Source organism: Desulfolutivibrio sp. (assembly GCF_036584575.1).
Taxonomy (GTDB): domain Bacteria; phylum Desulfobacterota; class Desulfovibrionia; order Desulfovibrionales; family Desulfovibrionaceae; genus Desulfolutivibrio.
On sequence record NZ_JAZHDB010000090.1, the window covers coordinates 1 to 22555 of the forward strand.

Consider the following 22555-nt stretch of genomic DNA (forward strand, 5'->3'; position numbering starts at 1 on the left):
GCCGCGCCGCCCGGGCCCCTGGCCCCCCCCGGGGTGGAGGTCATAAGCCCGGTCAAGCGCAACATGAACCTGCCGCCCCCCCTGCATGTGGGCAAGGGACAGATCAAGACCGGCAAGGTCACGGCCATGACGCTGCGGCGCCTGGCCGGATACGACTTCACCCTGGACGAATTCTGCGGCCATTATGAAGTCGCCAGCGAGCCCGGCCGGTTCGTGGACGTCACCCGCCATCCCGCCGACCAAGAGGCCCTGGTCCTGCACGACTCGGCCACGGGCCTGGTCCGGACCCTTCGCCGCTTCTCAAAGTTCATCTTCACCTACGGCCCCGGCTTTTATGAGCACGAGCCCGTGGAAGGGTCCGTCACCTTCCTGGCCCGCAAGAACTTCGAACGCATCGCCGACGTGGACGAGCGCAGCCGCCTGCTGTGGCAGGCCGACGCGCCCCCGGCCCGGATCGCCGTGCGCCTGGATGCCCCGGCGGGTCAGACGCCGCCCGCACCGCCGCACGGCCCGGCGAAATAATCACCCAACCCAAGCCCCCGGTCAGGCTTTGTCCGCGCCGTCGCATGACACATCGCCCGGGCCCGCCGCGCCGTAGCCGACCGCCCCGGCTCGGTTCGTGGCGCATTCGCCACGCCGATCCTGGAGGACTCCCCGTACCCAAGCGAAACGCCCCCCCGTCCGGACAACCGGGCGGAGGGGCGTGTGCAGGCGTGTTTTTCGCTTCGCCGGGGACTAGGTGCCCATGTCGAAAGAGGACAGGTATTTCACCTGCTCCGGGGTCAGCACGTCGATGTCCGCGCCCATGGAGGCCAGCTTCAGGCGGGCGATCTCCTGGTCGATGGGATCGGGCACCTTGAAGACGTTTTTCGCCAGACTTTTGTAGTTCTGCACCAGGTATTCGGCGGAAAGGGCCTGGTTGGCGAAGCTCATGTCCATGACGCTGGACGGATGGCCCTCGGCCGAGGCCAGGTTGACCAGGCGTCCCTCGGCCAGGATGTTGACGTGGGCGCCGCTTGGCAGGGTGATCTCTTCCACGAAATCGCGGATCATGCGCCGGGCCGTGGCCTTGGCATAGAGGGCATCCAGGTCGATCTCCACGTTGAAATGGCCGGAATTGCACACGATGGCCCCGCTTTTCATGACCTCGAAGTGCTCGTAGCGGATGACGTGGATGTCGCCGGTGACGGTGCAGAAGAAATCGCCGATGGGGGCCGCTTCGGCCAGGGGCATGACCCGGAAGCCGTCCATCATGGCCTCCAGGGCGCGCAGGGGGTCGACCTCGATGACGATGACGTTGGCGCCCATGCCGTGGGCCCGGGAGGCCAGGCCCTTGCCGCACCAGCCGTAGCCGCAGACCACAAAATTGGATCCAGCCAACAGACGGTTGGTGGCCCGGATGATGCCGTCGATGGTGGACTGGCCCGTGCCGTAGCGGTTGTCGAACATGTGCTTGGTGAGGGCGTCGTTCACGGCGATGACCGGATAGGACAGGACGCCCTTGGCGGCCATGGCCTTGAGGCGGATGACGCCGGTGGTGGTCTCTTCGGTGCCGCCGATGACGTCCTTGATGAGCTCTTTTTTCTCGGAGTGCAGGGTAACCAGCAGGTCCGCGCCGTCATCCATGGTGATGTGCGGCTTGGCTTCCAGGCAGGACATGATGTGGCTGTAATAGCTGGCGTTGTCCTCGCCCTTGATGGCGAACGTGGGGATGCCGTATTCCTTGACCAGGGCGGCGGCCACGTCATCCTGGGTGCTTAAGGGGTTGGAGGCGCACAGATAGGCCTCGGCCCCGCCGTCTTTCAAGACCCGCATGAGGTTGCCGGTCTCGGTGGTCACATGCAGGCAGGCGGCGATGCGCATGCCGGTCAGGGGTTTTTCCTTCTTGAAGCGCTCGCCGATGATTTTCAAAACCGGCATGGACTGGCCGGCCCATTCCATGCGCAGTTTGCCCTGTTCGGCCAGACCCAGGTCTTTGACGTCGTATTCCATGTGCTTTTATCCTTGTAAAAGGTGAATCAACGGGGCGTCCTACAGCTTGAGCGCCGTTTTCAGATCGCCCGCCATATCGGTCGTCTCCCAGGTGAATTCCGGGCGTTCGCGGCCGAAATGCCCGTAGCAGGAGGTTAGCTTGTAGATCGGGCGTTTGAGGTCGAGCTTTTTGATGATGAAATAGGGGCGCAGATCGAAGACCTGACGCACGGCCTTGGTCAGTTCTTCGTCACCCACCACGCCCGTGCCGAAGGAGGTGACCAGAACCGACAGGGGCTCGGCCACGCCGATGCAATAGGCGATCTGCACCTCGCAACGCTCGGTCGCGCCCGAGGCCACCAGGTTTTTGGCGATGTAGCGGGCCATGTAGGCGCCCGAACGGTCCACCTTGGACGGATCCTTGCCGGAAAACGCGCCGCCGCCATGGTTGCCCATGCCGCCGTAGGTGTCCTGGATGATCTTGCGGCCGGTGAGCCCGCAGTCGCCCATGGGGCCGCCGATGACGAAACGGCCGGTGGTGTTCACGTAGATCTTGGTCTTTTTGTCCACCATCTCTTCGGGCAGGGTCTTGAAGATGACCTCTTTCTTGATGGCCTCGACAAGGTCGGCGTAGGCGATGTTCTCGTCATGCTGGCAGGCCACCACCACGTTGTCGATGCGCACGGGCTTGCCGTCCACGTATTCCACGGCCACCTGGGTCTTGCCGTCGGGACGCAGGAAGTCGAGAACCTGATTTTTGCGCACATAGGACAAACGGCGGGACAGCTTGTGGGCGTAGTAGATGGGGGCGGGCATCAGCGTTTCGGTCTCGGTGCAGGCAAAGCCGAACATCATGCCCTGGTCGCCCGCGCCCTGATCCTCGGGCTTGGTGCGGTTGACGCCCTGGGCGATGTCCACGGACTGCTTGTCCACCGAGGACACCACGGCGCAGGTTTCCCAGTCGAAGCCCATGGTGGAGCTGTTGTAGCCGATCTCCTTGACGGTCTCCCGGACGATGGCCGGAAGGTCGGCGTAGGCCGAGGTGGTGATCTCTCCGGCGATAAACGCCATGCCCGTGGTCACCAGGGTCTCGCAGGCCACATGGGAGTCGGGATCCTGCGCCAGCAAGGCGTCCAGAACGGCGTCGGAAATCTGATCCGCGACCTTGTCCGGATGCCCCTCGGTGACGGATTCGGAGCTGAAAAGATAATGACCTTTGGCATTGATCATGAACGAATATCCTCCATACTGGTGTCCATCACGCCGGGGAAATGGAAGCGGAAGTCCCGGCCATGGCGTTTCTTGGGATGATAGGGATTTCGCTTAAACGGTTTTCCGGAAAAGGACAAGCAAGCCCCCTGAAATCCAGCCGCCGCGCCGCTTATGACTCGTGCGGGGGCAGCGCCAGCCGGTTGTCGATGAGCCGGGCGCGGGAAAATTGCACCGCTGCGGCCAGCACCACCGGTCCCGCCACCGTCTCCACGGGCTGCATGGAATCCGGGTCCACGGCCTCCAGGTAGTCCACGGCCCCCAGAGGGGCGTAAGCCGCAAGGATGTCCCGGGCGGCGGCAAGGATGGTCTTTACGTCGCGGATGCCCGAGGCGGCCAGGGCCGCCCCGGCCTCCAGGGCCTTGTTGATCCAGGGCGCCTGGTCCCGCTCGTCCCGGGAGAGGAAGACGTTGCGGGAGCTTAAGGCCAGGCCGTCGGCCTCGCGCACGATGGGTCTCCCCACCACGGCGACCGGGATATTCAAATCCCGTACCATTCGTGAAATAACGGCCAACTGCTGGCGGTCCTTTTCCCCGAAGACGGCGAACGTGGGATTCACCAGCATGAAAAGCTTGGTCACCACCGTGGCCACGCCGCGAAAATGCGTGGGCCGGGAGGCCCCGCACAACCCGGCCGACACCCCCTCCACCGTGACGAACGTGGATGCGTCCGGGGCGTACATGGCCGCCGGGTCAGGGGTGAAAAGAATGTCCACCCCGGCCGAGGCGGCCACCTCCCGGTCGCGCTCGAGATCCCGGGGATAGCGGTCCAGATCCTCATTCGGACCGAACTGGGCGGGGTTGACGAACAGGCTGACCACCACCACGTCGGCGTGTTCCCGGGCATGGTCCATGAGGCTTTTATGCCCCTGGTGGAGAAAGCCCATGGTGGGCACGAATCCCACGATTTTGCGCTCATTGCGCAGATCCATCGAAATTTTTTGCATCTGTTTCGGGTCTGAAACGATACGCACGGCGTCCTCCGGTCATTTACGTTCCGGCCTCGGTAGCCCAAATCCCCCTGACTGTCCACGCCAGGTCCGGGCCGGGGGCAGCCGCGCAGAAAGGGCCTCGTCCCGGCGGCCATGGCCCCCGCCTGGCCGAAGCGGCGTCAGCTCGCGCAGGGACGGCCTGCCATACCTGGCGTCAGCCGCAGCCCCCCTGGTCCGGCGCGGGTTCGTCAAAAATAGAGTGCGCCTCCCCGTGCTCATGGTCCCCGTACTCCACCGATTCCAGGCACAGCCCCCTGGCCGGGGCGGTCGCCGGGGCCCGGGTTCTGTCCCCTACGGACAACAGGGTTCGGACGTCCGGCGGGGAGATCTTTCCTTTGCCCACGGCCACCAGGCAGCCCATGACATTGCGCACCATCTGCTTGAGAAAGCCGTCGGCCGTAAACCGCCAGACCGTCTCGAAGGGGGTCTGCCCCGGCCAGGCGGCGACGGATTCCAGGGTGCGCACCGTGCTTCCCACGTTCGTGCCGGTATTTTGCATGGCCGCGAAATCGCGTCGGCCGAGGAACTCCCGGGCCGCCAGGACCATGGCCTGCCGGTCCACGGGGCCGCAGGCCCAGACAAAGGGGCGGCGCTGGGGATACACGAATTCCGGTTCGGTCCACAGGCTATAGGCATAGGTCTTGCTCACGGCCCCGAAGCGGGCATGAAACCCGGGCGGCGCGGGTCCGGCCTGCACCACGGACACATCGTCCGGCAACAGGGCGTTGAGGGCCCGCCGCCAGGGCAGGCCGGCCCGGGTCTGCGGCACGTCGGCATGGACCACCTGGCCCACCGCATGGACCCCGGCGTCCGTGCGCCCGGAACCGATGGCCCGCACCGGCCGTCCGGCCAGGGTCGCCAAGGCCTTTTCCACAACCCCCTGGACCGTGCGGTCCCCGGCCTGAAGTTGCCAGCCGTGGAACCGGGCGCCAGTGTAGGCGACAACAAGATGCAACCGGACGCAGGGCGGCGCCCCGGCAGGGGTCGGGCTCACCCGGCGAACCACAACAGATCGGCCAGGGGGCGACAGGCCCCGCGGGCGCCAAACCGCTCCCACAAAAGGTTCTGCACCGCCCACCAGTCCGGATCAAATCCAATGGCCCGGCCCCGGGTCACGGCCAGGGCCAGGGACGCAAAGTCCGGTTCCGGCCCGGACAGCCGGTCCAGAAACTCCCGAACCACCCGCTGCATCAACGCCGAAACCCCGGGGTTGCCCTTCCCGGCGGCGCGCAAAAAGGCGTCCAGCAGGGCCGCCCGGCCAGGGGCCAGTTCCAGGCCGAACAGACGACGCCACACAAGCCCCGGATACATCCCGGCCCACAAGGGGGCCAGGTTGACCGTGACCTGGGCTTCCTGGATCTCCGGCAAAAGGCGCAGGCCCTTGGCGGCCAGGGCCAGGGAGGCCTCCCACAGACGGGCCTCGGCGTGCCCGGCCAGGGCGTCGGCTGCGGCCTGCCGCTTGTTCCAGGCCAGGCCCGAGGCCTCAAGCGCAATGGTCTCCTGTCCGTCGCCGTCCGGCCTGGACAGGCAGGCCCGGCCTCCGGGGAGGCCGCCGTCCGCTCCCGGCGTAATCGACATCCCGTACTGCTCCAGGCGGCTTTCCAGGGTCCAGGCCAGGGTGAACGTCCCGGCGGCGCAGCCATCCCCCGTGGCCGCGTCCAGGGCCGCGGAGGCGGTCACGGCGGGCCAGGCCACGGCCTGCCCCGGCCTGCCGGGCCCGGGCAGACGGTCCTCGGCCTCAAGGGTCAAAAGGGTCTGCAGGGCCAGGGTCTTCGCCGTGGCCCGGCGCGGCGTGACAAGATGGTTCCAGACGTCGCGGCCGTCGCCCATGGCCGGGTCGTTGGACTCGGCCTTTTCCAGCTCGCGCAAAAACCGCTCCTCGGGGTCGGCCATGCCTGCATCCCGGGCCAGATCCATGGCCCGCAGGGCATAGGTCAGGGCGTTGACCGGCTCGATGCGGGTCAGTTCGTCGAAAAACCAGGCGCAACTGGCGAACGAGGACACGGCGAAGCGCTGCATGGACAAAAGCGTCCAGGCCAGGGAGCGCTTGTCGGCGGCAAGCCCGGGGACGAAGCGGGCCGCTTCGAAATCGGTCTTGTCCATGGCCCCGCACAGCACTTGGCCATAGGCCAGAAGCGTCCCCCGGGGGTCGCGGAAAAGTCCGGCCCCGGCGACAAAATAGTGGGCGTCCACCTCCGCCTTGAGCAGATCCAAGGCGGCGCGCAAGGGGGCGCGCCATTTCTGGTTGTAGCCCGGGTGCTCGCCGTTGGTGCAGCCGCAGTCCGAACGCCAGCGTTCCACCCCATGCACGCAACTCCAGGCCGAGGGCTCACGCAGCCACACCCGGTGTTGCGGCGGATTTTTCGCCAGATAGGCCCCGAAATTGGTGGGGGACAGACCGTCGCGGCCCGAGGCGGCCTGGGCCATGACGTAGGCCAGGGCCATTTCCCCGAACTGGAAATGGTGGCCGTAGGTCTCCCCGTCCGTGGCCAGGGACAAAAGGCCAGGGCCGGCCGCGCCCGAGAGCCTGCGCCAGAAGTTCTCACCATCGGTCAGGAGCCGCTCGAAGGCCACGGCCTGGGACAGGCCGCCGTGGTAGAAAAAGATGTCCACATGCCGCCCCGACGGCAGCATGGCCCGGTAAGGCCGGGTGATGTCCAGATCCCATTCGGACACGGCCCGGCGGTCGCCGCCGTCCAGATCGGCCACGAAGGCCGCCTGGCACGGGGCCAGCACCGTGAAGGCGATGCCGTTTTCGGCCAGCACCTCCAGGGAGGCCGTGTCCACGGCGGCCTCGGACAGCCACATGCCCTCGGGATCGCGGCCGAAGCGATGCCGGAAATCGGCCACGGCCCACTCCACCTCCAGATGCTTGTCCAGGTCCGAGGCCAGGGGCAGGATCACATGGTGGCAGACCTGGGCCAGGGCGTTGCCGTGCCCCAGCCGGGCCAGACTGGCCCGGTCGCCCTCCACCACCCGGGCCAGGGTCTCGGGGGCCTGGGCTTCCATCCAGCGGCACAGGGTGGGACCGAAGTTGAAGCTGATCCATTCGTACAGGTTGAAGATGTCCATGATCCGCCCCGCGCCGTCCAGGCGGCGGGCCCGGGACAGGGGGGCGTAGGACTCACGGCAGATGCGCTCGTTCCAGTTGGCGCTCGGCGCGGCGCTGCCCTCGGGCAAAAGCGCCCCAAGCCAGGGATCTTCCCGGGGAGGCTGGTAGAAATGGCCGTGGATGCACAAAAATCGGTCCATGGAAGCTCCTTGCCCCTGTCTTGCGGGGTGGCGGCCGTTTTGTATTGCGGGGTCGAAAAATCAGCGCCTCGTACGCCAAAACCCGTCGCCATGTTCAGGCCGAACGGGACATGTCCAGCGGTCCCGGGAGACGCTCACGGCTTGACCAACACACTGTCGCCAAAGGTTTTTTTGGCCATGGCCCCAAGCGCCGACTCGATCATCCGGTTTTCCCCGTCGCGCAGGACCGGGGTGTAGACGTAGCAAATCTCCAGGTTTCCCGTGTCCCGGTACCGGATCAGGACCACAGCCGCCGCAGGCCAACTCCACACCAGGTGCTCCGACACCCCGGGCGAAACCGTGGCGAAGGCGCCGTACTTGGCCTCGTAGGCCGCGCGCAAGCGCTCGAAGTCACCTGGAGCCGGATGTTTGATGACCAAAATAACATAAAACAGCTTGTCGTCGCGGAATGAATAGACCTCGTCGTCCACGACGATGCCCCCGATGCGCCGCGTCTCCCCTGCCCGGCGATAGTGGCGCACGTCCTTGTGGACGAAAAGATATTCCATGTCCCGAAGGTCCGCCACATGCGCGCCGAAGGGGATGCCGCCGAATCCGTCGGGGGGCGGCCGTCTGGCGTACACGGCGATGCCGGGCCGCAAAAAGACCGGATCGCCGGGCACGGGGTCCGGGGCCTCGGCGCGCATGCGCTCCACCCCGGGCAGATGGGTGTAGCCGATGGACAGAGAATCCTCCAAGATGTCCCGATCCAGGGCGATCTGGGCCTGGGGCCAGCTCCACAGGTAGTTTTCGTCCAGGGACGTGACGTTTTCCAGGGGCGGGCCGTATTTGGCGGCATAGGCGGTCCTTAAGGCAGCGATGTCCCCGGGCTCCCGGGCGCGCATCTGCACGTGGAAGAAGCTGTCGCGGTAGAATCCGTAGAGGATGTCCTTGAGGCGCACCTCGCCGATCTCCAGGTTGTCCCCGGTGCGGCGATAATACGCCACCTCCCCGGCGCCATAGAGATATTCCAGGTCCGGATGGCCCGCCGCCGCCGCCCCCCAGGGCAGGCCGCGAAACCCCACCGGCCCCCGGGCCTTGATCTCCTGCGCCTCCCGGGCGTCGTCAGGGGTGTCAGGAGCGGCCTCCACGGCCCCCATGTCGTTGGGGACGACGGCCTGGGCAGACGCGAGGGCCGGAGCGGACGGGGAAGACGGTTCCGGTGGCTGGCCATGGGCCAGGGCCGAAAACGCCAAAATGGCCAGGATCAGGATGGCCGCCACAAGAAAAACCGTTCCCGGCCGGTGCGGCCAGGCAGGGACGGGCGGCGGCGTCATCTGGCGAAGCTGCGGCCGAACCGCCTGGACACCTCGCGCAGGGACTCGGCCAATATCCCCACCTCGTCGCGGCCGGAGACGGACAGCCCCTTGGGCACGCGACCCGTGGCCAGCTCAAAGGCGAACGCCGCGCACCGGGACACGGGAACCCCCAGGAAACGCACGGCCAGCACGATCCACACCACGCCAAAGGCCAGGGTCAGGGCCAGAAGGGTCCACAAGAGGGACTTTTGCACGGCCAGTTCCGAGGCAAAGGCCTCCATGCCCTTGCGCTCCACCACGGCGGCGCTCTCCACCGCCCGGGAGGCGGCCTCCAGGGCGTCGCGCTCGGCCAGGGCCAGGGTTCGCCCCGAGGCGTGCAACAGCTCCCATTCCTTGGCCAGATGCCCGGCGGCCTTGTCGAACTCCCCGGCCACGGCGGCGATCTCCAACGCGTCCTTGATGTCGGCCTCCGAGGCCTGGAGGCGCAGCCCTTCGACCAGGGCGTCCAGGCCGCCCAGGCGCTCCATGGCCGCGCGCAGAAGCTCCGGCCGACGGACACGACCGGCCTCGGCCTCGGCCGCCAGCACCTCCCGGGCGATCCCGGCCAGATCCTGGGCGTGGAAAATCTTGTCGGACACGGCGCGCACCAGCGTGCCCGGGGGATACTTGACCGCCAACTCCACCAGGGCCGCCTTTTTGCGCGCGGCATAGGCCTCGGCCAGATCCGTGAAACGGTTTCCGGCGGCCTCGAAGGCCGTGCGGGCCTCGGCCACGGCCTCGTTTTGCCCCACAATCGCCTCGGCGGCCTTTTTATAGGCGTCCACCAGCCACGCCACCCGCTCGGCCTCCTCGGCAAACTCGGCGCCGCCCGCCCGGCTGGCCGACGCCTTCAGTTCCTGCATGCGCGTCAGGGCCACGGCCAGTTCCTTTTTCGCCTCCTCCAGGAAGTGCCGCTCCCCGGTCAGGGCGTAGCCGCGCAGATGATGGGCCGTCAGCAAGGTCTGCCGTTCCAGGCGCATGGCCGCCTCTCCCCGGCCGAAGGCCACCTGGGCCAAGGCCTCGGCGGATCGCCCCGAGGCGTTCTGGGCCGTGGCCGCCGCCAGGCAGGCGACGACCGCCAACACCGTCGGCAGGCCCACGGCAAAAAGGATCTTCAAGGAATAGACGGGAATTTTCGGCATCTTCATGGAGCGTCTCGACTGGGTTGCCGACAGGTTTTCCGGCGCACTCCCCTCTGGCCGCGCACGACATGTCCAAAGCCGCTTTTCCTATACCGGTTTGGGCCGTTTCTTCAAAGAAAAAAAGGGCTGGACCATGCAGCGGGCCCGTCGGCTATTCCAGGGAGTCTTTGATCTGCTTGAAAAAGGCCCGCAGAAAGGCCTCGGAGACATCTTTTCCATTGATGCGCAGCCCCTGAAACACGGCCACGCGATTGTTTTTGGGGGTGATGGCGGCGCGAAAAGAATGCTCGTGCCCCGTTTCCTGGCCTCCGGCATGTTCCAGCCCGGCCCCGCCGATCCGACGGTCCACGCCGCGCAGGGTCAACACCCAGTCGTCGCCGCGCGACGTCCAGGCGGCGTACATCTCCCCGGCGGCGTCCATGCGCCCGGCCCGGCGCAGGAGATGGGCCTTGAATTCTCCCAGGCTGAAGGCCGCGCCGTCCGCGCCGGTGATGCCCAGGTATTCGCCGCGCTCGGACAGGACCACCACAGGCAGGGCCACGAAGACCGCCGGGGGCTGGCCGGGGATGTCCGCGCCCGCGCCTGCGACGGCGCGGGATGCGTCGGCCCCGCGCCCGGACAGGCCAGACAGGCCGGACAAACGGGGCAGACCGGCCAGGGCGTCGAGCTTGGCCAGAAGCTCCACATGCAGGGAATGGGTGCGGCTGCCCAGGGCCACGAGTTCGGCCAGCATGGTTTCCAGGCGCTCCAGGCGGCGGGCCGTGTCCTGCTGCGCCACGGCCTGGGCCTCCCGCCGTATCGCGGCCACGCCCTGGAAGTCGTCCTGCCCCGCGTCGTCCGGACTGATCGGCGTCGCCGGGACTTCACGGCCCGGGGAGGGAGAACCCCCGGTTGCGGGGCCCGCCATTCCGTCGCTTATCGACAGGCGTTCATATTTCTCAACCAAAGGAAAGTCTTTTTTTAAAACGCTTTTTATGTCTTCAATCGATAATCCACGCTGGAATCCGCCATGGATGGCCCGGCAGGCGGCCAGGGCCTCGGACGGAAATCGCAGGGGCTTCCCCCGCCCCACGGGGAGGATGACCCCGGGAAACTTGGACCGGTAACTTTTGACGGTGGTCACGGACACCCCAAGACGCCGGGCCAGATCCTTGTGGGTCAGTTCGCGGTTCATGAGCGGGCGGGCCTCCGGACGGGTCGAGGTGACGGACTGGCGCGCGGATACCTATGCTGCGGCGCATGTCCGGCCCCGTTATTCGTCACTTATCGATAACCCTGCGGAAAGCGCGGGTCAAGAAAAACGCCAGGGCAATACCTTTCGGCATGCCCCGGCGTGGATCGGCAAAAAATCGGCGGCTCAGAACGGACGGCAGTGATGCTTGAGGCTCACGCCCTTGATGACGAAGATGGTAGCCTCGGCGATGTTGGCCGCCTTGTCGCCGATGCGTTCCAGGGAGCGTCCGGCCACCACCTCGTGGATCGACCGCTCCAGACTCTGGGTGGTGCGGGATGAATTCTCCACCTGCTGCAGGGCGTCTTTGAGCACCAACACGTTGAGATCGGCGATGCCCGCGTCCATGCGGCAGACCTCCTGGGCCAGATCCGTGTCGCCGCCCTGAAAGGAGCTTAAGGCCTTGTCCAGCATCTCCGTGACCCGGAAGGCCAGCTCGTCCAGATGGGCAGGCAGGGGCGCGGGCGGCAAATGGGACAGGAAGATGGCCCGCTCGGCGATGTGCAGGGCCTCGTCCCCCACCCGTTCCAGATCGATGGTCATGCGCATGGCGCCCACCACCCGGCGCAGGTCCAGGGCCACGGGCTGCTCCAAGGCCAACAGCCGCAGGCTGGTGTCGTCCAGCTCGCATTCCATGCGGTTGATCTCCGTGTCCCGGTCGATGACCTCCCGGGCCAGGGCCGAATCGCGTTCGGAAAAGGCCGTAAGCGCGTCGGCCAGGGCCTTTCGGGACAGGGCGGCCATGTGCAGGAGCTTTTCCGTGAGGAGTTCCAACTCGGCGTGAAAATGGCTTCTGCCGTCCATGCTTGTTCCTCCTGGCCGCTTACGCCGCGCGAAGCGAGACGTCCGTGTGACCATGAAAAGGGATGAGGGATCGATTCCGGCGGCGTCCGGGATCGGGGCGTCAACCGAAACGGCCGGTAATATAGTCCTCGGTCTGCTTGTTGGAGGGCCGGGTGAAGATGGTCTCGGTGTTGTCGGTCTCCACCAGCTTGCCCATGTAGAAAAAGGCGGTCATGTCCGACACCCGGGCCGCCTGCTGCATGCTGTGGGTGACGATGATGATGGTGAACCGCTTTTTGAGTTCGTGGATGAGCTCCTCGATCTTCTGAGTGGCGATGGGGTCCAGCGCCGAGGCCGGTTCGTCCATAAGCACCACGTCCGGGGCCACGGCCAGGGCCCGGGCGATGCACAGCCGTTGCTGCTGGCCGCCGGACAGGCCCAGGGCCGAGTCGTGCAGCCGGTCCTTGACCTCATCGAAGAGCGCCGAGTCGCGCAGGCTCTTTTCCACCTGTTGGGCGATGTAGGCGTTGTCGCGCACGCCGTTGACCCGAAGCCCGTAGGCCACGTTCTCGAACACGGTCTTGGGGAAGGGGTTGGGCTTCTGGAAGACCATGCCCACCCGCCGCCGCAACTCCACCACATCCACCTCCGGGGCATGGATGTTCGCGCCGTCCAGGGTCAGCTCCCCATCCACCCTGGTGCCCGGAATGAGGTCGTTCATGCGGTTGAGACAGCGCAAAAACGTGCTCTTGCCGCACCCCGAGGGGCCGATCAGAGCCGTGACCTGATTCTCGCGAATCTCCAGGCTGATGTCGTGCAGGGCCTTGAAACTCCCGTAATAGAAATCGAGAGTGCGGGCCGCCATCTTGATTTTGTGCGCCATAACCATATTCCTTGTCGTTTGCGGACTTCCCCGAATCGGCCCGGGGCCGGGCCATCAGCCCTGGGGAGGCGCGTCGGTCCCGGACTCGCCCGAAGGCGCGGCCAGGGTGAAGAGAAAGGCCGCCCCGGTCATCTCGCCACGAGCCCGCTCCACCCAGATGCGCCCGCCGTGGCGTTCCACAATGTGCTTGGCGATGGCCAACCCAAGGCCCGTACTGCCCGTGGTCTTGGCCCGGTGCTTTTCCACCCGGTAGAAACGCTCGAACACCCGCAGCCGGTCCTCGTGGGGCACGCCCGGACCGTTATCCTGCACGCAGAAGGTCACGGTCCCGTTACCCACCTGATGCGAGACCGTGACAAAGGAGCCTTCCGGGCTGTATTTCACGGAATTTTCCAAAAGGTTGCGAAAGACCTGGGCCAACTGCCCGATATCGGCCAGGACCGACACCCCGGCCTCGGGGAGCTGGCCTTTGATCCCGATGCGCTTTTCCACAGCCATGGACTCGCATTCCTTGCGCGCCAGCAAAAAGGCCTGGAGGGCGTCGGCCCGGAGCGGCGCGGCAGGCATGGGGCTGTCCTCGATGCGGGCCAGGCACAGCATGTCCTCGATCATCTTGGACATGTGGTTGGCGTTTTTTAGGATGACCTCCAAAAACCGCGCCCGCTCCGGGGGCAGGCCCGCCGTGTCCTGCAACAGCGTCTCGGCATAGCCCTTCACCGAGGTCAGGGGTGTGCGCAGCTCGTGGGTGACGTTGGCCGCGAAGTCCTTGCGGGCCCGGTCCAGGCGCTTGAAGTCGCTCAGATCGTGAAACACGGCCACGGCCCCAAGCTCGCCCCGGGCCTCACGCAGGCCCACCACGCTCACGTCGTAGAAACGGTCCTGGCCAAGCCCGATCTCAAGCGTCATCAGGGGGGGGGCGTCCTTGTCCGGGGAGGCCAGCACGGCGTCGCAAGCCGCCTGAAAACGGGCGCAGGGCACCACCTCGATGGGCGGACGGCCCATGCGCTCCCCGTTGCCGGGAAAGATCTGGTCGAAGGCCTTGTTCACGGCGCGGATCTTGCCCTCGGCGTCGAGGACCATGACCCCTTCCTTCATGCCATTTAAAATGGCCTCAAGCTGGCTTTTCTGGGCGGTGATGGTCCGGATCTGCATCTCGATGCCCCGGGCCATCTCGTTGATCGCCGCGGCCAGGGTCTCGAATTCGCCCCCCCGGGGCACCAGCAGGCGCTTGGCGTAGTCGCCCCGGCCGATGGCCTCGGCCACCTGGATGGTCTCCCGGATGGAACGCGCCGCCCGGCGGCTTAAGAAAAACCCGGCGGCGGCGGCGGCGGCCAGGGCCAAAAAAAGGGCCAGGGGGGCCTGGGCCATGGGCTGATCCGGAAAAAAGACCAGCGGCAGGGCCAGGGCCAGGGCGGCCACGGCCGCAAAGGAGAGGAAAAGCCTGAGTCCCAGGGACACGCCGCCTCCCTTAATCTTTGAAGCGGTAGCCCACGCCGCGCACGGTCTCGATCATCCGGGCGTAGGCCCCGAGCTTTTGCCGCAACCGCCGGATGTGCGTGTCCACGGTGCGGGCGTAACCCTCGAATTCGTAGCCCCACACGGTGTTGAGCAGCTGATCCCGGGTCTGCACCCGGCCCTGGCCCCGGAAAAGTTCGGCCAGAAGCTTGAATTCCGTGGCTGTGAGCAAGATCTCCGCGCCATCGATCTCGGCCCGGTGGGCGGCCAGGTCCACGCACAGCCCCCCCTGCCGCAACACCGGCTTCTCCCGCGCCTCGGGGCCGGAACGCTTGAGCACGGCGCGCACCCGCAGCATGAGCTCCCGGGGGCTGAAGGGCTTGACCACATAGTCGTCGGCCCCAAGCTCCAACCCGACAATGCGGTCCACCTCGTCGCCCCGGGCCGTGAGCATGATCACCGGCACCTGGGCGGTCTTGGCCTCGCGCTTGAGCTCCTTGCACACCTCGAAGCCGTCCAGGCCCGGCAGCATGAGATCGAGCAGGATCAGATCGGGGGGGGAGCGCCGGGCCTTTTGCAGGGCGTCGAAGCCGTCGCGGCTGGTGACCACGGAAAAACCCGCGCCTTGAAGGTTGTAGGCCAGGAGTTCGAGGATGTCCTCGTCGTCTTCTACAATAAGAATGGTGTCGTCGGACATGGTTCCCGTCCTTGATTTTGACGGAAAACTACGAACATTGCTGGGTGACGGGGGAATGGTGCTCGTGTTACGGATCTGTGACATTTCTCGCGGCAAAGGGCAACACGACGCGGGGGTGACGCATGGGGCGGGGGTTTCCGACCCAGCCCGGCCTGCGTCACACGCCTGTCACGGATCAAAAAAGTGGCCTGCTCCCGCACCGTTTCCGTATTCCACCTCGACACTGTGCAATTTGACGCTTCAGGGCAAAGCCCATACAAGAGGAACATGGAATCGCCGCATGGCGGAGCCGTGGCCGCACGGCCCACCTTCCCGAATGGACCCACGCCAAGGCCCCGGCCTTTTGCCGGGTCGCTTCCGATGGCCCTGGCCGCCCTGCTTTTCTTCTGTCTCGCCGGGTTTGCGACGCCTGCGGGTGCGACCGAGAGCATCCGCCTGGGTATGTCCGCCGGGTTCCATGGCCCCACCCGGGGATTGGCCGTGGAGCTGTACCGGGGGGCCATGGCCTACTTCGAACACATCAACGCCACAGGCGGCGTGGACGGCAAAAACATCGTCCTTTTGGCCCGAAACGACGACTACGACCCCCTGCCCGCCATCGCCAACACCATCGCCCTGGTGGAGGACGACGTGGTGGCGCTTTTCTCCTACCTGGGCACCCCCACCGTGACCCGGGTGCTGCCCCTGCTCAAAAGCTACGGGCAAAAAGACATCTGCCTGTTTTTCCCCTTCTCCGGGGCCCAACCCCAGCGCGAACCGCCCTATGCCCAATACGTCTTCAACCTGCGGGCCTCCTACCGGGCCGAGGTCAAGGCCCTGGTGGACGCCCTGGCGACGGTGGGCCGCACGAAGCTGGCGGTGTTTTACCAGGCCGACGCCTACGGCCGTAGCGGATGGGACGGGGCCCGCCTGGCCCTGGCCGACCATGGGCTCTCCCTGGTGGCCGAGGCCACCTACCGCCGGGGCTCGTCCTTCGAAACCGACATGCGTCCCCAGGTGGAGATTTTGCGCAAAAAGGCCCCCGACGCCGTGATCTCCGTGGGGGCCTATCCGGCCTGCGCCGCCTTTATCCGCGACGCCAGGGCCGCCGGGCTCGACGTGCCCATCGCCAACGTCTCCTTCGTGGGCAGCGACCTGCTGTTGCGGCTGCTTTTGCGCGAGGGGACGCGCCTTGGCCGCGACCTGACCAAGGGCCTCATCAACTCCCAGGTGGTGCCCAGCTACGAGGACGTGAGCCTGCCCGCCGTGCGCCAATACCGGCGGCTCATGGAAACCTACGGAGACAGGCTGCCCCTTGACCTGGTGCAGGGGGAATATCACCCGTTCCGCTTCAGCCAGGTAGGTTTCGAGGGCTTTTTGAACGCCAAGGTCATGGTGGAGATCCTGCGGCGCATGCCAAACCCCCTGGACCGTTCCCAGCTTCGCGCCGCCGCCGAGGGCCTCCATGACCTGGACATCGGCATCGGCAGGCCGGTGCGGTTTGGCCCGGGCAGACACGACGGCCTGGACCAGGTGTTTCTGACCCAGGTCGTCAGCGACCAGTTCGTCCCCATCCGGGACTTTTCGGTGTTCGCCAAATGAAGATGTCCAAACTGTTCCGCAAGACCCTGGTGGCCATCGTCATCCTCTTCGGGGTGGTGGCCAACGCCTCGGCCCTGTTGTCGGCCTGGATCCTCTATACGGACCTGACCGACGAATACGAGACCAAGGGCCGGGCCATCGCCGGGAGCATCGCCGAGGCCAGCGTGGAGATCCTGCTCAACCGGGACGCCTCCACGGTCCAGGCCATGATCGACAAATTCCTGGACATCGAGGGCGTGGGCTACGTCTACGTGCTCGACAACGAAGGACGCATCATTTCCCATACCTTCGTGCCCGGCATCCCGGACGAGGTCCAGATGGCCCCGATCGATCCCTCGGGATTCACGGTCACGGATGTGGCTCTGCCCGGCATGGGCGGCTTCATCCAGGTGTCCGCGCCCATCCTGGCCGGGGTGGCGGGCACGGTCTGCGTGGGCATGGACAAAAACATCATCCACGCCAAGATCCGCGCCGCCGTGATCCAGCAGGAACTGCTCATGCTGTTCATGCTGGCAGTGGCCGTGGTCGTGTTTTTCATGCTCATCAAGGGCATCTCACGGCCGTTGATGGAACTTTCCGAATACGCCAGGAAGCTTCGCGCCCACGATTTTTCCGCCCGCATCATCATCACCTCGGACGACGAAGTGGGCCTTTTGGCGGCCACCATGAACTCCATGGCCGACGAGCTCTCCGATCTCGTCTCCGGCCTGGAACGAGCCGTGGCCGCCTCCACCCGGGAACTCCAGGGCGCCCTGGCCCACATGCGGGCCATCATGGACAACATGGCCGACGGCCTCCTGGTCACGGACGCCCACGGACGCATCACCAACTTCAACCCGCCCCTGGTCCACATGTTCGGCCTGGAGGGCGCGGACCTGACCGGCAAGGACGCCCGGCAACTTTTTTCCGGGGCCATGGCCGAGCTTCCCGAGGCGGCCAGATCCCAGACCGCCATCCTCACCGCCGAGGTCCGCCTGGGCGGCGGCCGGGTGGGCAAGGCGGCGGCCTCGGCCATCCACGCCCACGCCCACGGCCCGTCCGGGCCCGACGCTGCGGCCGACGGCGACGCCGCCACCTGGCTGGGCACGGTCATCCTGGTGCGCGACATCACCTCGGAGAAGGAAGTGGACCGGATGAAGACGGAGTTCATCTCCACCGTGTCCCACGAACTGCGCACCCCCCTGACCTCGGTTTTGGGGTTCGCCAAGATCATCCGCAAAAAATTCGTGGAGGACATCCTGCCCCGCCTGGACGCCACGGACAACAAGTCCCGGCGCGCGGCGGGACAGATCGGCGACAACCTGGGCATCATCGTGTCCGAAGGGGAACGCCTGACGGAACTGGTCAACGACGTGCTGGACATCGCCAAGATGGAGTCGGGCAAGATCGAATGGGACCTGCAACCGGTGACCATCGCCGAGGTCATCGAACGCAGCGTCACGGCCACCAGCGCCCTCATCGAACAAAAGGGCCTGTCCCTGAACCTGGACATAAGCCTCGGCCTGCCGCAGTTTTTGGGCGACCGGGACCGCCTCATCCAGGTCATGCTCAACCTCATCTCCAACGCCGTAAAATTCACGGCCGCAGGCGGCGTCACCATCCGGGCCTTCATTGAAGGCGAGATGATCCGGGTGGGGGTGTCGGACACGGGTCCGGGCATCTCGGAAAACGACCAGCAGATCATCTTCGAGAAATTCAAGCAGGCCGGGGATACGCTCACGGAAAAGCCCAAGGGCACCGGACTTGGCCTGCCCATCTGCCGCCAGATCGTGGACCGCCACGGCGGCCGCATCTGGGTGGAAAGCGCCCCGGGGCAGGGAAGCGTCTTCTGGTTCACCCTGCCCGTACGCGGCGCCTCCCGCCAGGGTGCGGACCGCCCCGTGCAGGAACCGGCCTTCCGGGACCGTCTCCAACCCCTGCCCGCCGGGAAAAACCAGGGGACCATCCTGGTGGTGGACGATGAGCCGCCCGTGCGTCTCTTTCTCGAACAGCTCCTGGCCGACGAGGGCTTCCGGGTGCTGTCCGCGTCCGACGGACCCCAGGCCATCGAGATGGCCAAGGCCCACAGGCCGGACCTCATCACCATGGATCTCATGATGCCCGGCATGGACGGCACGACCACCATCCGGCATCTGCGCGCCGATCCCGCCACACGGGACATCCCGGTGGTGGTCATCTCCGCCCTGCCCGCCCGGGAACGGGAACAGGCCGGGGGCGACGCCTGCATGGTCAAGCCCATAAGCGAAAGCGCGCTCATCGAAACCATCGTGAGTTTGCTTCGCGGGGCGGGCAAGGACACCCGGCCATGCATGGTGCTCAAGCGCAACGGTGCGGAAAGCACCAACCCCCTTTTGATGATCTGCCCGGGCAAGGTCCAGCACACCACCCGGGAGGAGTTATGGAAACGCCTGGAGGAAGGCTTCTCGGGCACGGTCTTCATCCCGGGCTCCATCAGCCATGAGATGGACCTCACCCGCCTGTCGGCCCATCCCAACATCCATGTGGTGATCTTTGCCGAATGACCCGGCGGCCGCCATGAAAAACGCCCCCGGAACCAGGCGGCTCCGAGGGCGTTTGCGTCGTTTTGCAAGCCCTGAAATCAGTCGTCCATCTCGCTGGCCAGGGCCGCGATCTCCTCGCGGATGATCCGGGCGGCCTCGGCCGGGACGGATTTTTCTATCGCTGCCTGCATCTCTGCGGTCATATCCATGCGAATCCGTGTCGCCAGGGCATCCTGGTCCACCTTGGTCACCCGGCAGGCCACCTCGTCGCGCAGGGCTTCCAGGGCCTTGGCCAAATCCGCCGTCTCCTGGCGCAGAGCGGCCACGTCGTCCATGGACGGCCCGGCCTCGGCCGGGGACTGGGCGGTCACGGCCGCCAGTTCGGCCTTGAGGGCCGAGACCTCGGCGCGCAGCGCATCGGCCAGTTCCGCGGATTTGGCCGTGGCCTCGGCCATCTGGCGTGCGACCTCGTCCAAAATCTCGCGCCGCAGGGCCACGGCGGCGTCAGCCTGGGCGGCCGGGTCAGGGAGGTTCGCCAGCCGGGCGGACATGTCATCGCCAAAGGCCTCCAGGCGCTCCTCCAGAAAGGACTTGAGCTCCGTCGACAGGGCGGACAGGGCCGGGGCCACGTCCACCGGGGCCGGGGCGTTTTTGACCAGCTCCTGGCCGAAGGCCTCCAAACGCTCTTCCATGTGCGCCTTAAGCTCCGAGGACACGGCCGCCACGGCCGGGGCCACGTCCACCGGGGCCGGGGCGTTTTTGGCCAGATCCCGGCCGAAGGCCTCCAGGCGCTCCTCAAGCAGGGCGGAACATTCCGTACGCAAGGCGGCGGCATCCGGCGACGGCGTGGCGGCCATGGCCTCCAGCGCGGCCTCGTGCCGCCCGGTCTGCCCGGTCACCCCGGACATCTCGGCCTCCAGGCCCGCGATCCGGTCTTCCAGGACGGCGATGCGCGCCGTAGTCGCGTCCAGGAGCTCGGCCGCAGCCTTGGCCTCCTCCTCGGTTGGCACGGGCGGAGGCCCGCCGGCCTTGGCGATGATGGCGTCCAGGGCCTCCAGGTCGATGTCCCCGCCCGGGGGAACCGGTGACGGCGGCGCGACAGCGGCGACGGCGGCTGCGGCCAGTCCCGTGGCGGTCATCGCCGCCATGTCGGCGGCAGGGACGGAAATATTCGGGGACGCCTCCCCGGCCGGAACCTCGAAGGCGTCGTCCTCTTCAAGGCCGAGCCCCGTCAGGTCGGGCAGGGCGTCGTCGTCCCTGGCCCCGGTCATGCCCCCGGTCATCGCCGGAGCGCCGAATCCTTGGTCCGCCTCCATGGCCTCGAGGTCGTCCAGGCTCCCGACGTCCACGGCTTCAGGGCCGACGTCCACGGGCCGCGTAGCGGCAGGGGCCCCCACAGGCTCTGCGGGCAGATCGTCGTCGCCCGGTTCTTCATCGACGAAATCGGAAAGATCGATGGCGTCCGTGTCGTCATCGTCCGCGACCGCCGGACGGAACGGGTCCGCCTCCGGAGACGAGGTCGCATCGAGCCCGATTCCGGACAGATCCATCTCCTCCAGTTCCAGAGGGTCGTCATGGGCAGGCAGGGGCGAGGGCGGGGACGTGGCCGCAGCCGGAGCCGGGCCCGCATCGGAGAAAAGATCCTCAAGCTCACGCTCGAAGCTCATGTCCGCACCGGCGGCGCCGGAACCGGGATCCGCAGGGGGCGATCCGTCCTCCTCAACAATGTCCGTCAGATCAAAGATGTCGTCGGAGGGGTTGGTCTCGGGCATCGATCACCTCGCGCCGGGGCGATTGGGAGGCCATGGAGAGACCGCGTGGCGGCCTCTCCATGACAACGGAAGTGCTAGGACTTCTTCGGATGACAATCCGTGCACTTGGTGGGGCCCTTCTGCTGCTTTTTGTGGCAGCCCAGGCAGCTCTTTTCGCTCTTCATGTCGTGATAAGCCCGGTAAAACGACTTGTCGCTGGTCTTGTCCTTGGGGTCAATGCTGTCGTGACACCCAGCGGACGCGCACTTCACGATGGCGGCCTTGCCGTCCCACTTGTGATGGCAGACCTTGCAGTCGGTGGCCGCGTGTCCCTTGTGGGAGAAGTTCACCGGCGACTGGGTGGCGGCCATGCCGTCCGGAGCCTTGATCACCAGGTCCGCAGGGGCGTCCACGGCATACAGGGCCGGAAGACAGAAGGCGCTGACCAACAGCGCGGCAACGAAACCAATAAGCCACTTTTTCATCCCTCTCACCTCCTCAAGCGTTTGGGAATCTATTCACACCAGCCAATACGGCGACGTATAGCGCCCTGTCAAGGACCGCTGAAAAAAACGAAGGCAAATCAACCCGGAAGGCCGTATTTTCCCTCATAGCCGCGCGGGGTGAGCATCCGTCCCGACACGATCCGGCTGGTCGCGTTTCCCACGATGACGATGGTCAGCATGTCCACGGCCCCGGGGTCGAAACCCGACAAGGTGGTCACGAACGCCTCCTGCCCCGGTCGGTAGGCCTGCCGCACCACCCCCACGGGCGTGTCCGGGCCGCGCCAGGCCCCGATGATCTCCATGGCCCGGGCCAGGTGCCCGGCCCGGCGTTTGGACCTCGGATTGTACAACACCAGAACAAAATCCGCCTGGGCCGCCAGGTCGATGCGTTTTTCGATGACCTCCCACGGCGTCAACAGGTCGCTTAAGCTGACGCTTGCAAAATCGTGGGTAAGCGGCGCGCCCAGAAGCGCCGCCGCCCCGACCAGGGCCGGAATGCCCGGCGCCACGGAAAACTCCAGCACATCCAAAAGGCCCCTGGCCTCCAAAATCTCCAGCACCAGCCCGGCCATGCCGTACACCCCAGCGTCCCCGCCGGACACCACCACCGTGTCGTCCCCAGCCAAGGCCCGGGCCACGGCCGCCTCGCACCGGGCCACCTCGCCGGTCATGCCCGTGCGGATGACGTCCTTCCCGGCCAGGAGTTCAGGAGACACAAGCCCAAGGTACGTGCCGTAGCCGACCACCACCCGGGCCGCCTCGATGGCCTGCCGGGCCATGGGGGCCAGAAGCCCGGCGTCGCCCGGGCCAAGCCCCACCACCGTCAATCGGCCGGGGCCGCCACGGCCACGGTCACCGGCCCCGCAATGGTCTTTTTCACCAGGAGCCGATCGGTCCCCGCCGCCAGCATCGCCGCCGCTTCGCATACGCTTTTCGTCCCCACCCGCCGTTTTACGGTCTGGGAGGGGGTGGGCACGGCCACCGCGTCCAGCTCCCCCTCCGGATAAAATATCGTGTCCGCCGAAAGCTCCTTTGCGGCACGCAAAAGGCCCGGCTCGTCGCGCTTGACCTCGGCTGTGGCCACAATCCCCACGCAGGACGCCGCCAGCCCCCGGGCCTCCAGCACCCGGCGCACCGCCGCCACGATCACCCCTGTGGAGAGAGAATCATGGCGGAGAAGAAGCGCTACTCGAACGAGTCAGCCC

18 protein-coding genes and 1 pseudogene are annotated in these 22555 nt (G+C 66.4%); 3 read left to right on the forward strand and 16 right to left on the reverse strand.

What is annotated here, in order from left to right:
* A pseudogene (locus V3572_RS06930) lies at positions 1 to 522 on the forward strand (hypothetical protein); the annotation flags it as partial.
* A 213-nt stretch (positions 523 to 735) separates the two neighbouring features.
* On the opposite strand, the gene ahcY reads toward V3572_RS06930, so the two are convergent.
* From ahcY to V3572_RS06990, 12 genes are all read right to left on the reverse strand, one after another.
* On the reverse strand, positions 736 to 1992 hold the full coding sequence (ahcY, locus tag V3572_RS06935; protein ID WP_332110254.1) for an adenosylhomocysteinase: 1257 nt from the start codon (positions 1990 to 1992) through the stop codon (positions 736 to 738).
* A gap of 39 nt (positions 1993 to 2031) precedes the next feature.
* Entirely contained in the window at positions 2032 to 3201 is a 1170-nt protein-coding gene (gene metK / locus V3572_RS06940) for a methionine adenosyltransferase (RefSeq protein WP_332110255.1), read from the reverse strand.
* 151 nt (positions 3202 to 3352) lie between these two features.
* Positions 3353 to 4213, reverse strand: coding sequence for a pantoate--beta-alanine ligase (gene panC / locus V3572_RS06945; protein WP_332110256.1), 861 nt, complete (start codon positions 4211 to 4213; stop codon positions 3353 to 3355).
* Positions 4214 to 4385: 172 nt separating this feature from the next.
* Positions 4386 to 5225, reverse strand: a complete 840-nt coding sequence (truA, locus tag V3572_RS06950) for a tRNA pseudouridine(38-40) synthase TruA (RefSeq protein WP_332110257.1) — start codon at positions 5223 to 5225, stop codon at positions 4386 to 4388.
* Positions 5222 to 7483: a DUF3536 domain-containing protein gene (locus V3572_RS06955; protein ID WP_332110258.1), complete on the reverse strand. Its 2262-nt coding sequence runs from the start codon at positions 7481 to 7483 to the stop codon at positions 5222 to 5224. The genes truA and V3572_RS06955 overlap by 4 nt, the downstream gene beginning before the upstream one ends.
* A 134-nt stretch (positions 7484 to 7617) precedes the next feature.
* Positions 7618 to 8745 (reverse strand): hypothetical protein, encoded by a 1128-nt coding sequence (locus V3572_RS06960; RefSeq protein ID WP_332110259.1) that lies wholly within the window; start codon positions 8743 to 8745, stop codon positions 7618 to 7620.
* Positions 8746 to 8795: 50 nt separating this feature from the next.
* Positions 8796 to 9968 carry a hypothetical protein gene (locus V3572_RS06965; RefSeq protein WP_332110260.1) on the reverse strand — a complete coding sequence of 391 codons (1173 nt, stop codon included), beginning with the start codon at positions 9966 to 9968 and terminating at the stop codon, positions 8796 to 8798.
* Positions 9969 to 10113: 145 nt separating this feature from the next.
* Entirely contained in the window at positions 10114 to 11136 is a 1023-nt protein-coding gene (locus tag V3572_RS06970; RefSeq protein WP_332110261.1) for a helix-turn-helix domain-containing protein, read from the reverse strand.
* Positions 11137 to 11319: 183 nt separating this feature from the next.
* Positions 11320 to 11997: a phosphate signaling complex protein PhoU gene (gene phoU / locus V3572_RS06975; RefSeq protein ID WP_332110262.1), complete on the reverse strand. Its 678-nt coding sequence runs from the start codon at positions 11995 to 11997 to the stop codon at positions 11320 to 11322.
* A gap of 100 nt (positions 11998 to 12097) precedes the next feature.
* Entirely contained in the window at positions 12098 to 12859 is a 762-nt protein-coding gene (gene pstB / locus V3572_RS06980) for a phosphate ABC transporter ATP-binding protein PstB (RefSeq protein WP_442877365.1), read from the reverse strand.
* 54 nt (positions 12860 to 12913) lie between these two features.
* A complete protein-coding gene (locus tag V3572_RS06985; RefSeq protein WP_332110264.1) occupies positions 12914 to 14317 on the reverse strand; it encodes a HAMP domain-containing sensor histidine kinase in 1404 nt (467 codons plus the stop codon).
* A 10-nt stretch (positions 14318 to 14327) separates the two neighbouring features.
* Complete coding sequence (locus tag V3572_RS06990) at positions 14328 to 15011, reverse strand: response regulator (RefSeq protein WP_332110265.1); 684 nt, start codon at positions 15009 to 15011, stop codon at positions 14328 to 14330.
* A 267-nt stretch (positions 15012 to 15278) separates the two neighbouring features.
* Here V3572_RS06990 and V3572_RS06995 point away from each other — a divergent pair, with 267 nt between their 5' ends.
* Both V3572_RS06995 and V3572_RS07000 read left to right on the forward strand, forming a co-directional pair.
* Complete coding sequence (locus V3572_RS06995; RefSeq protein ID WP_332110266.1) at positions 15279 to 16592, forward strand: ABC transporter substrate-binding protein; 1314 nt, start codon at positions 15279 to 15281, stop codon at positions 16590 to 16592.
* On the forward strand, positions 16589 to 19114 hold the full coding sequence (locus tag V3572_RS07000) for an ATP-binding protein (RefSeq protein ID WP_332110267.1): 2526 nt from the start codon (positions 16589 to 16591) through the stop codon (positions 19112 to 19114). Before V3572_RS06995 ends, V3572_RS07000 begins: the two co-directional genes overlap by 4 nt.
* A gap of 77 nt (positions 19115 to 19191) precedes the next feature.
* Here V3572_RS07000 and V3572_RS07005 read toward each other — a convergent pair whose 3' ends face one another.
* From V3572_RS07005 to V3572_RS07020, 4 genes are all read right to left on the reverse strand, one after another.
* On the reverse strand, positions 19192 to 20865 hold the full coding sequence (locus tag V3572_RS07005; protein ID WP_332110268.1) for a hypothetical protein: 1674 nt from the start codon (positions 20863 to 20865) through the stop codon (positions 19192 to 19194).
* A 74-nt stretch (positions 20866 to 20939) separates the two neighbouring features.
* Positions 20940 to 21329: a cytochrome c3 family protein gene (locus tag V3572_RS07010; protein WP_332110269.1), complete on the reverse strand. Its 390-nt coding sequence runs from the start codon at positions 21327 to 21329 to the stop codon at positions 20940 to 20942.
* Between the two features lie 98 nt (positions 21330 to 21427).
* Positions 21428 to 22276, reverse strand: coding sequence for a precorrin-3B C(17)-methyltransferase (gene cobJ, locus V3572_RS07015; protein WP_442877366.1), 849 nt, complete (start codon positions 22274 to 22276; stop codon positions 21428 to 21430).
* Positions 22174 to 22494: a cobalamin biosynthesis protein gene (locus V3572_RS07020; RefSeq protein ID WP_332110270.1), complete on the reverse strand. Its 321-nt coding sequence runs from the start codon at positions 22492 to 22494 to the stop codon at positions 22174 to 22176. Before V3572_RS07020 ends, cobJ begins: the two co-directional genes overlap by 103 nt.
* Positions 22495 to 22555 lie beyond the last annotated feature (61 nt).